The sequence below is a fragment of the Kitasatospora sp. NPDC091257 genome, from assembly GCF_044757675.1.
Classification (GTDB): domain Bacteria; phylum Actinomycetota; class Actinomycetes; order Streptomycetales; family Streptomycetaceae; genus Kitasatospora; species Kitasatospora lactacystinica.
In genome coordinates this window covers 1-9,524 of the sequence record NZ_JBIVVI010000216.1, presented here as the reverse complement: position 1 = coordinate 9,524, position 9,524 = coordinate 1, and the positions used below count along the sequence as shown (strand labels likewise).

Genomic DNA, 9,524 nt, shown 5'->3' with positions numbered 1-9,524 from the left:
CCGACAAGTCCCCACCGATACCCCTTCCGCTGCGCCCCTCAGCCACGCTTGGTGGGCAACCGCATACAGAGCAGTGGAACTCGGAATACCCATCCACAGGTCGTACTCACCGAACTCGCTGTGATGGTGTCGCCGATCGCTGAAAATTCAGAGATCGTTGACAGACGGTCCAACTGTGCGCGGATCCCCTGCGCTGCCCCGAGTGGCGCACGATCCCTCGACTCACTCGCCTTCCAGTTCTCCGCCCTCGCCGCCGAATACTTAGTCGGGTAACCGGGCCACGTTGCCGTGACCCGGCTACCCGACTAGGCCGCACGTTCGGGGCGCGTACCAGGGCGTACGCGAGCACTGCTGATTCGCCGGCGTCAGGTTCGTGCTGCCACTGATGTGCGTCGGCAGGTGTAGCCGGGAATCTCCCGCTTCCCTTCGGGCAACGCATGGCCGACCGGGTCTCCGGCCGCATTGCCCAACGGATGAGCAGGGCAGACCTGAGCCCGACCTCGCGAAGATGTGCAAGGAGCCGGGAGTCGTCCTCGAAGACGAGCTCGGCGGCGGGATCGAGCGCCTGATGCAGCATCGCCTGCACGACATCGGCCATCGGCTGTTCGTTGACGACCCCGGCCCACTGGTCAGCGGCTTCGTGGTCGCCCTGGGCCGTGGCTGCGGCCCACTGGGCGACGCAGGCCTTCGTGACGTGGTACGGGCTTTGCCCCATGTTGTAGACACTCGCTTGTTATACGACCAAGCCCAGGTTAATGACGCTCGTGGCGTGTTGCCGTTCATAGTCGACCGGGCTGCGGTAGCCGAGGGCGGAGTGACGCCGCCCTCGGTTGCACCAGGCCATCCAGGCGAAGGCCGCCATGCGGGCTTGCAACCTGATCAGCCGGCGTGAGCCGTAGAACGGTTCGCGCTTCAACGTGGCGAAGAACGACCGAGGTCGGGCCAGCGCGGACGCTGTCCGAGGTCGAACGGGGCGACGCCGATGCCGAGGGGCCCCGTCCTGCCGGTCGGGTGCGGCTACTCCTGCCGGTAGGCGCGGGCGGGCGGGGCGGCTGCGGCGACCGGTGCGCGGAGCACGGATCCGTCCGGGCCGGCCGGGTGGTCGAGGCCGTGGCGGGCGGTGGTGATCAGCAGGTGGCCGCCGGTCGGGGTGAGGCAGACGGAGGTGGGCTGGCGGGCGGGGAGGCGCAGGGTCGTCAGGTGGGTGCCGTCGGGGTGGTAGCGGTGGACGGCGCCGTGTCCCCAGATCGCCACCCAGAGGCAGCCGTCGGTGTCCACGGTCATCCCGTCGGGGGAGCCGCCGTCCGCCGTGCGGGTGAACTCCGCGTGGTCGGTCGGGTTGCCGTCGGGGTCGAGGGCGTAGCGGTGGATGACGCCCGCCGCGCTGTCGGCGACGTAGAGGAGGTTGCCCGTGCTGTTGAAGGCGGGGCCGTTGACGATCGTCATGCCGTCGAGGACGCGGTGCACGGAGCCGTCGTGGTCGGTGCGGTAGAGCGATCCGGCGCCGGGGGTGCCGTCGTAGGGCATGCTGCCGGCCCAGAAGCGGCCGTGCGGGTCGCAGACGCCGTCGTTCATCCTGGTGGGGACGGGGGAGCCGTCCTCGGGGCGGGCGAGCCAGTCCGGACTGCCGTCGGGGCCGAGCAGGGCGATGCCCGTGCCGGCGGCGGCGATCCAGTGTCCGGGGCGGCCGCCGACCGGCGCGACGGCGCCGAGCGGGACGTCGAGGCGGGCGATCTCGCGCGGGGTTCGCGGCCCTGTGAGGCCGGGGACTTCGAGGAGGCGGCCGGCGAGGATGTCGACGTAGACGAGCCGTCCGTCGATCCAGCGGGCGCCTTCGGCGAGTTCGTGGTCGCCGGCGGCCCAGACGTCGACCTGGCCGGGCAGGTGGCTTGAGAAGGACATCGGAACTCTCCGGGAGGGCTAGCGCAGGGTGGTGCCGGCGGGCTGGTCGAGGAGCGGGAGGTCGCGTCGGGTGGGCAGGCCCTCCCAGTCGCCGCGTGAGGTGACGGCGAAGGCGCCGGTGGTGGTGGCCCGGTGGAGGCGGCCTTCGACGTCGAGTCCGTCGAGCAGGCCGGAGAGGTAGCCCGCGACGAAGGCGTCGCCGGCGCCGACCACGTCGACGACGGGCACCCGGCGCGCGGGCGTGCTGACGGTGCCCTGGGCGGTGGTGGCGCTCGCGCCGTCGCCGCCGCGGGTGACCACCACCTCGCCGCGGCCCTGGGCGAGCAGTGCGGCGATCGCGTCGTCCTCGGGCAGGGACGGGTCTTCGCCGACCAGGTGCAGTTCGTCGGCGGAGGCGACCAGCACGTCGGCGAGCCGGGCCAGTGGCAGCAGGGCGCCGCGGGCCTCGGTCGGTGACCACAGGCGGGCCCGGTAGTTGACGTCGAGGCAGACGGTGATGCCGAGTTCACCGGCCCTGATGGCCGCCGCGTGGACGGCTTCGGCGGCCCCGGGGCTCAGGGCGGGGGTGATCCCGGTCAGGTGGAGGATGCGGACCTGCGGGTTGAGGGCGGGCAGGACGTCCTCGGTCCGGAGGGCAGAGCCGGCCGAGCCGGCACGGTAGTAGGTGACGCTGACCAGGTCGGCGATGCGGTCCTCGCGGGCCAGCAGGCCGGTGGGGCGGCCGTCGGTGTCAAGCCGGGCGTGGCTGAGGTCGACCTGTTCCGCGCGCAGCGTGCGCAGGACGAGTGCGCCGAACTCGTCGTCGCCGACGCGGCCGACCCAGCCGGTGCGGTGTCCGAGTCTGGCCAGGCCGATGGCGACGTTGGCCTCCGCGCCCGCGATGGAGAGCTGCATCGGCGCGCCGAGCCTGACCGGGCCGGTGGCCCGTAGGGCGGCCATGGTCTCGCCGACGGTGACGACTTCGAGCGGGGGCGAGCCGGTCATGCCGCGATCTCCTCGGTCAGGGCGGTGCGCCAGTCGGCGGCGCGCGCACGGAGGGCGTTCAGGTCCCCGCCGCCGGCGGCGTCGCCGATCAGCGGTGATCCGACGCCCACGGCGACCGCGCCGACGGCGAGGTAGGCGAGCGCCGAGGCGGCGTCGATGCCGCCGACGGGGACGAACGGCACGCCGGGGAAGGGGTCGCGCAGGGCCTTCAGGTAGCCGGGGCCGCCCAGGGAGGCGGGGAACAGCTTGACGGCGAGAGCCCCGTACTCGTTCGCGGCGATCACCTCGCTGGGTGTCAGTGCGCCTATCAGTAGCGGGAGTTCGGGGACGGGGTGGCGGCGCAGGTCGTCGCCGAGGCCGGGAGTGACGAGGAAGCTCGCGCCGGCGTCGGCGGCGCGGGCGGCGTCCGCAGCGGTCAGCACGGTGCCGGCGCCGAGTGTGGCGTGCGGGCCGAGTTCGCGGCGGGCCTGCTCGATCACCCAGAGTGCGTCGGGGGTGGTCAGCGACACCTCGGCGGCGGTGATGCCTTCTTCGGCGAGGACGAGCACGGTGCGCAGTGCCGCGTCGCGGTCGGTGCCGCGCACGATGGCCAGGGTCCGGTACGGCAGTTCGGTCAGGTGCATGGCAACCCTTGTCGGTCAGTCGGTGCGGGTGCTGGTCGCGGTGATGTCGAGGTGCCAGCGCAGTACCCCGCTGGGCGGTACCTGTGCGGCGTCTCCCGGCCCGGCCTCGACGAGGTCGAAGACGGAGCCGAGCATCGGCTCGACCCCGATGCTGCGGTAGGGGGCCGACGCGGGGAAGCCGCGCAGGTTGCGCCAGAGGGCGACGGAGACCGGGACCTCGGCGTCGGCGTCGGCGTGCAGGGAGAAGGTGAGCGTGTCGGGGCCGTCGGTGACCGTCACGCTCGCGCAGTCGGTGAGGATCGCGCCGACCGCGGTGCCGTCGTCGGGGCCGAGCCGGTCCAGGCGCAGGCCGTGCGGCGCCGGCCACGGTCCGGTGAGGTGGTGGGCGCCGTCCGGCCAGGGCCGGGCCAGCAGTTCGGCCGCCTCGGGGAAGAGCCGGGTCGGCGTGGCGTCGGGTGCGGCCAGCCGGGCGTCCGGGGTGACGTCGAGCAGGGCGTGGGCTGCCCACAGGAACCGGTAGCCCGGGTCGGCGTGCAGCTCGTAGTCGATGCGCAGCGCCACCGGTCCGCTGTCGATGCGTCGACTCAGGACGAAGTCGGGGCAGTGCAGGGTGTCCGCGTCGCCGTCGCGTTGCCAGGGCCGGGACCAGGCGTCGCCGTGGTCGGGGGTGCCGCGCACGGTCGGGACGCACTCCTCCAGGCCGCCGGCGTCGACGAAGGCGTCCCCGGGGCGGACGGTGGCGCGGGCCGGGTCGGGGCGGTGCCAGAGCCACTCGCGTTCGCCGGCTCGCAGCGAGGTCCACCGGCCGCCGTGGGCCAGGTCGGTGCGGATGGTGACGGGCAGGTCGGTGCGGATGGTGACGGGCAGGTCGGTGCGGACGGTGACGGGCTGGTCGGTCACCATTCCGCGAAGGACCCGTCGGTGTGGTGCCAGACGGGGTTGCGCCAGCGGTGTCCGGTCTCGGCGGCGCGGCGCACGGCGGCCTCGTCGATCTCGATGCCCAGACCGGGGCCGGTGGGCCGGGCGGCGTGGCCGTCGGTGAAGCGGAACGGCTCGGGGTCCAGCAGGTAGTCCAGCAGGTCGTTGCCTTGGTTGTAGTGGATCCCGAGGCTCTGTTCCTGGATCAGGAAGTTCGGTATGGAGAAAGCGAGTTGGAGACTGGCGGCGAGGGCGATCGGGCCGAGCGGGCAGTGCGGGGCCATCGTGACGTCGTGGACCTCGGCCAGGGCCGCGATGCGCCGGACCTCGGAGATGCCGCCGGCGTGCGACGGGTCGGGCTGGGCGACGGCGATGCCGGTGGCGAGCACGTCGCGGAAGTCCGAGCGGGAGTAGAGCCGTTCGCCCACGGCCAGGGGAACGGACGTCGAGTCCACCAGGCGGCGCAGGTCGCGGGAGTGTTCGGGGAGGACGGGCTCCTCGACGAACAGTGGGTGCAGGGGCTCCAGCAGGGGCAGCACCCGCCGGGACATGGCGGTGGACATCCGGCCGTGGAAGTCGATCGCCACGTCGCGCTCGTCGCCGAGGACCTCGCGCACGGCGGCCACCCGGTCGATGACGGCCCGGGTCTGGGCGGGGGTGTCGATGGGGCGCAGCTGCGCGGAGCCGTTCATCTTGACGGCGGTGAAGCCGGCGTCGACCTGGGCCTGGGCGAGTTCGGCGACATGGGCCGGGCTGTCGCCGCCGATCCAGGCGTACACCCGCACCCGGTCGCGGACGTGGCCGCCGAGCAGTTGGTGGACGGGGACGCCGTGGGTCTTGCCGGCGATGTCCCACAGGGCCTGGTCGATGCCGGCGACCGCGCTGGAGAGCACCGGGCCGCCGCGGTAGAAGCCGCCCTTGGTGAGGGTCTGCCAGTGGTGCTCGATGCGCAGCGGGTCCTGGCCGACCAGGTAGTCGGCGAGTTCGTGGACGGCGGCCCGGACGGTCTCGGCGCGGCCTTCGACGACGGGTTCGCCCCAGCCGGTGATCCCCTCGTCGGTGGCGATGCGCAGGAACAGCCAGCGCGGCGCGACGAGGAATGTCTCCAGTGATGTGATCTTCATCCGGTCTCTCCCCGGTCGGCGTCGACGGTCAGCTGGTGGAGGTCGGCGGCTGCCTGGGCGAGCAGTTCCTCGACGGCGCGGGCGGCGGCCTCGGGCTCCCGGGCGCGGACGGCGTCCAGGACGGCCCGGTGGGCGGGGACGGCGTCGGCACTGTGGTCGGCGCCGTGCACGAGGTGGTCGCGCACCCGCAGACCGGCCTCGATCACGACCTCCATGCGGGTGAGGAGTTCGTTGTGGGCGGCGGCCAGCAGTGCGCGGTGGAAGGCGAGGTCGGCCTCGACCGCGGCGTGGGCGTCGCTGCCCGCGGCGGCCATCCGGTCGAGGGCGTCCTCCAGTGCGGCGAGGTCGGCGTCGTCGCGGCGTTCGGCGGCCAGCCGTGCCCCGGCCGGTTCGACGATGCCGCGGACCTCGCCGAGGTTGTCGAGGAAGGCCGCGTCGGGGATGCCCCGGCCCTGCCAGCGCAGCAGGTCGCTGTCCAGCAGGTTCCAGTCGGAGCGCGGTCGCACGAAGGTGCCGCGCTTCTGTCGGGAGTCGATCAGTCCCTTGGACGCCAGGACCCGTAGCGCCTCACGCACGACGGTCTTGCTGACGCCGAGTTCCTGCTCGATCCGGTCGGGGTGGAGCGAGTCGCCCGGGGCGTACGTGCCGCGGACGATCTGCTCGCCGATGACCTCGACGGCTTGCCTGTGCAGGCCTCGTACCGGGGTGTTCACGGCGGCCCCCTTCCGTTGTTCCGCGCGGGCCGGTGGCCCGCGCGCCGATCAGACGAGTGTTCACGACGATGCTTTGACGACGGACCAGCCGCCGTCCACCACCAGGTTCGCACCGGTGACGTAGGAGGCGTCCGAGGAGGCGAGGAAGGCCACGGCCGCCGCCACCTCCTCGGGCCGGCCGAAGCGCTTGGCGACCGTCTCGGCAACGCTGTCGGTCCGCCCGGCCTCGTCCACCCGGTCCCAGGCCGCGGTCATGATCGGTCCGGGCACGATGGTGTTGACCCGCACCTGCGGGCCGTACTCGACGGCGAGTTGACGGCCCATCGCGCACAGGGCCCCCTTGGCGGCGGCGTACGCGGGGTGCCCCGGCAGGCCGACCAGCGCGTGCACCGAGGAGGTGAGCACCACCGAGCCCTCACTGTCCCGCAGGATCCCGGCGAACGCGCGGACCGCCAGCCAGGACGCCTTGAGGGTGACCGAGAGCTGGGTGTCCCACTCGACTTCGGTCAGCTCGTGGGCGGGCTTGACCACCACGGCGTAGGCGTTGCTGTGCAGCACGTCCAGCCGTCCGTAGCGGCTGCGCACGTGCGCGGCCAGCTCGTCCCACACCGCGGCGCGGGTCACGTCGCCGTGCCGGTACTCGGCCTGGCCGCCCTCGGCGGTGATGGCCTCGACCACGGCCCGGCCGGCCGAATCGGCGATGTCGACGGCGATGACGGCCGCACCCTCGGCGGCCAGCCGCCGCGCGGTCGCGGCACCGATGCCGCTGGCGGCACCGGTGATCAGGGCGACACGGCCCTGGAATCTTCGACAGGTCTGCTCAGTCACGGCGCCACCGTAGCGCTTCTGATTAATTATGCAAATATCTTGACAGTCCTGGTCGCCCGGTCCCAGGATTCGAGCCCAGGACGACAGGCAAGCAGGCAGCGCGAGGCGGAAGCCGCCGCAGCTCCCGGACCACACCCGTAAGGCCAGTCGGCTTCCTGAACACCCCCACCCTGGCAGGAGCTCGAAATGATCACTGCGCGCACCCGTGGTGCGGCCGCCGTCCTGGGCGCGGCTGTCGTCCTTGGTCTGACGGCCTGTTCGACCGGTCAGACCTCGTCGAGCGGCGCCGGCCCGGCCTCGGTCGCTCCGGTCACCGGGAAGGTCTCCCTCACCTACCTGCAGAAGCAGGGCGACCAGCAGTACTTCATCGACGAGGCCAACGGTGCCAAGGCCAAGGCCGCCGAACTCGGCATCGACCTGAAGGTGGTCAACCTGGGCAGCGACGCGAACAAGACGGTCAGCGAGGTCCAGTCCGCGATCGCGCAGAAGACCAACGGCCTGATCGTCGTGGTTCCCGACCCCGCGGTGGGTCCGCAGGTGGTGCAGACCGCGCGGGACGCCAAGGTGGCCCTGCTCACCTCCGACGACCAGGTCTGCACCAACAGCCCCACCCCGGCCAACTGCGACAAGGCCAACCTGGTCCCGCGGATCGGCTTCTCCGGCCAGCAGATGGGCGCCGAGGTCGGCAAGCGCGCCGCCGAGGACTTCAAGAAGGCCGGCTGGAACGCCGCCGACACCCGCGTCATCTCCGCCTCGAAGCAGGACGTCACCGTCTGCGGCGACCGTGTGAAGGCCGCCAAGGAGGCCTTCAACAGCGGCGCCGGCGCGAGCGTGCAGACCATCGACGTGGCCACCGACAACACCCCGACCGGTGCGCAGGACAAGGTCGCGGCGACCATCACCGCCAACCCGGGCGTCAAGCACTGGGTGGTCTGGGGCTGCAACGACGAGAACGTGCAGGGCGGCGTGACGGCCCTGCAGAACGCGGGCGTCGGCCCCGACAACATCATCGGCGTCGGCCTCGGCGCCTACCTCGCCTGCAAGGACTGGGGCCCGGGCGCACCGTCGGGCATGAAGGCCTCGCTGTTCATCAACGGCAGCGACATCGGCGCCCTCGCCGTGCAGACCATGTACGACAACCTCAAGAACGGCAAGCCGATGCCCGCCGAGGCGTTCGCCCCGACCGCGATGGTCGACGCCTCCACCTGGCAGTCCGCCGGCGTGAAGTGCAGCTGAGCCGAATGAACATCCCCAGCACCGCAACGGCCGGGCCCGGGCTGGCGGCCGAATCGATCACCAAGCGGTTCGGCCCCGTCCAGGCTCTGCGAGACGTCACCCTGCACTTCCCACCCGGTCAGGTGACCGCCCTCATGGGCGAGAACGGCGCCGGGAAGTCCACCCTCCTGCGCATCCTGACCGGTGACCACCAGCCCACCGGGGGCCGGATCAGGCTGGACGGTCAGGTCCTCGACCTCAACTCGCCGACCGACGCGCGGCGCGCCGGCATCCGGATCATCCCGCAGGAGCCGGAGATCATCCCGCACGTCTCCGTCGCCGAGAACGTCTACGCCGGCGCCCTGCCGCGACGCGCGGGCCGACGGCTCGACCGGGCCGAACTGCGCCGCCGGATCACCGCCGACCTCGAACGCCTCGGCTTCGACAACGTCCTCGACCCCGACCTGCTCGGCTCCGAACTCACCGCGGCCCAGCGGCAGTTGGTCGAGATCATGCGGGCCCTGACCGGCGACACCGCGCCACGGGCCATCGCCTTCGACGAGCCCACCTCCTCGCTCTCCGACCACGAGGTCGACGCCCTGTTCGCCCTCATCGGCCGGCTGCGCGACGAGGGCATCGCCGTCATCTACGTCTCCCACCGGATGAAGGAGATCTTCCGGCTCGCCGACCGGATCGCCGTGCTGCGCGACGGCACCGTCGCAGGCACCGTCGAGGCCACGACCACCAGCGAGGGTGAACTCGTGCGCCTCATGGTCGGCCGTGACCTGTCCAGCCTCTTCGCGCGCCAGCACGTGGCCGGTGACCGCGTGGTGCTGGAGGTCGACGGACTCAGCACCGACGATGTGCACGACGTCAGCCTCCAGGTCCGAGCCGGCGAGGTGGTCGCCCTGGCCGGACTCATCGGCGCCGGCCGCTCCGAACTCGCCCTCGCCCTGGCCGGCGACACCCCCTTGCGATCCGGAACCGTCCGGGTCGATGGCAACCGCATCCAGCTGCGCGGCCCGGCCGACGCGATCCGCGCCGGGATCGGCCTCGCTCCGGAGGAGCGCAAGGCCCAGGCGCTGTTCCTGCAGCGCACCATCCGCGACAACACCTCGCTGGTCAGCCTCGGCAGGCTGCGCCGCTGGCGGTTCGTCAACCGGACCCGGGAGAAGGCCCTCGCCCAGGAGTACGCGGACCGCCTACGGGTGCGTACC

At 72.4% G+C, this 9,524-nt stretch carries 10 protein-coding genes; 2 read left to right on the top strand and 8 right to left on the bottom strand.

The features are described 5' to 3' along the window. Nucleotides 1–733: 733 nt before the first annotated feature. The 8 genes from ACIQOV_RS13105 to ACIQOV_RS13070 all read right to left on the bottom strand — a co-directional run bounded on the left by ACIQOV_RS13105 (nt 734) and on the right by ACIQOV_RS13070 (nt 7,092). Entirely contained in the window at nt 734–946 is a 213-nt protein-coding gene (locus ACIQOV_RS13105) for an IS3 family transposase (protein WP_401048127.1), read from the bottom strand. Nucleotides 947–1,017: 71 nt separating this feature from the next. Continuing rightward, a complete protein-coding gene (locus ACIQOV_RS13100) occupies nt 1,018–1,902 on the bottom strand; it encodes an SMP-30/gluconolactonase/LRE family protein (protein ID WP_401048125.1) in 885 nt (294 codons plus the stop codon). A gap of 18 nt (nt 1,903–1,920) precedes the next feature. Beyond that, nucleotides 1,921–2,886 (bottom strand): sugar kinase, encoded by a 966-nt coding sequence (locus tag ACIQOV_RS13095; protein ID WP_401048123.1) that lies wholly within the window; start codon nt 2,884–2,886, stop codon nt 1,921–1,923. After that, complete coding sequence (locus tag ACIQOV_RS13090) at nt 2,883–3,509, bottom strand: bifunctional 4-hydroxy-2-oxoglutarate aldolase/2-dehydro-3-deoxy-phosphogluconate aldolase (RefSeq protein WP_401048121.1); 627 nt, start codon at nt 3,507–3,509, stop codon at nt 2,883–2,885. Before ACIQOV_RS13090 ends, ACIQOV_RS13095 begins: the two co-directional genes overlap by 4 nt. A 15-nt stretch (nt 3,510–3,524) precedes the next feature. After that, complete coding sequence (locus ACIQOV_RS13085) at nt 3,525–4,412, bottom strand: hypothetical protein (RefSeq protein ID WP_401048119.1); 888 nt, start codon at nt 4,410–4,412, stop codon at nt 3,525–3,527. Further along, nucleotides 4,406–5,551, bottom strand: a complete 1,146-nt coding sequence (gene dgoD / locus ACIQOV_RS13080; RefSeq protein WP_401048117.1) for a galactonate dehydratase — start codon at nt 5,549–5,551, stop codon at nt 4,406–4,408. The genes ACIQOV_RS13085 and dgoD overlap by 7 nt, the downstream gene beginning before the upstream one ends. Further along, nucleotides 5,548–6,264, bottom strand: coding sequence for a FadR/GntR family transcriptional regulator (locus tag ACIQOV_RS13075; RefSeq protein WP_401048114.1), 717 nt, complete (start codon nt 6,262–6,264; stop codon nt 5,548–5,550). The genes dgoD and ACIQOV_RS13075 overlap by 4 nt, the downstream gene beginning before the upstream one ends. A 60-nt stretch (nt 6,265–6,324) precedes the next feature. Continuing rightward, nucleotides 6,325–7,092 (bottom strand): SDR family NAD(P)-dependent oxidoreductase, encoded by a 768-nt coding sequence (locus ACIQOV_RS13070; protein ID WP_401048112.1) that lies wholly within the window; start codon nt 7,090–7,092, stop codon nt 6,325–6,327. A 186-nt stretch (nt 7,093–7,278) separates the two neighbouring features. Between ACIQOV_RS13070 and ACIQOV_RS13065 the strand changes: the two genes are divergently transcribed. Both ACIQOV_RS13065 and ACIQOV_RS13060 read left to right on the top strand, forming a co-directional pair. Continuing rightward, a complete protein-coding gene (locus ACIQOV_RS13065) occupies nt 7,279–8,328 on the top strand; it encodes a substrate-binding domain-containing protein (protein ID WP_401048109.1) in 1,050 nt (349 codons plus the stop codon). Between the two features lie 5 nt (nt 8,329–8,333). Beyond that, the coding region (locus tag ACIQOV_RS13060; RefSeq protein ID WP_401048107.1) for a sugar ABC transporter ATP-binding protein at nt 8,334–9,524 on the top strand (1,191 nt) is incomplete at its 3' end.

Coding starts and splice junctions, on each gene's coding strand:
- ACIQOV_RS13100 (WP_401048125.1), bottom strand. CDS start 1,902: ATGTCCTTCTCAAGCCACCTGCCCGGCCAGGTCGACGTCTGGGCCGCC.
- ACIQOV_RS13095 (WP_401048123.1), bottom strand. CDS start 2,886: ATGACCGGCTCGCCCCCGCTCGAAGTCGTCACCGTCGGCGAGACCATG.
- ACIQOV_RS13090 (WP_401048121.1), bottom strand. CDS start 3,509: ATGCACCTGACCGAACTGCCGTACCGGACCCTGGCCATCGTGCGCGGC.
- ACIQOV_RS13085 (WP_401048119.1), bottom strand. CDS start 4,412: ATGGTGACCGACCAGCCCGTCACCGTCCGCACCGACCTGCCCGTCACC.
- ACIQOV_RS13065 (WP_401048109.1), top strand. CDS start 7,279: ATGATCACTGCGCGCACCCGTGGTGCGGCCGCCGTCCTGGGCGCGGCT.
- dgoD (WP_401048117.1), bottom strand. CDS start 5,551: ATGAAGATCACATCACTGGAGACATTCCTCGTCGCGCCGCGCTGGCTG.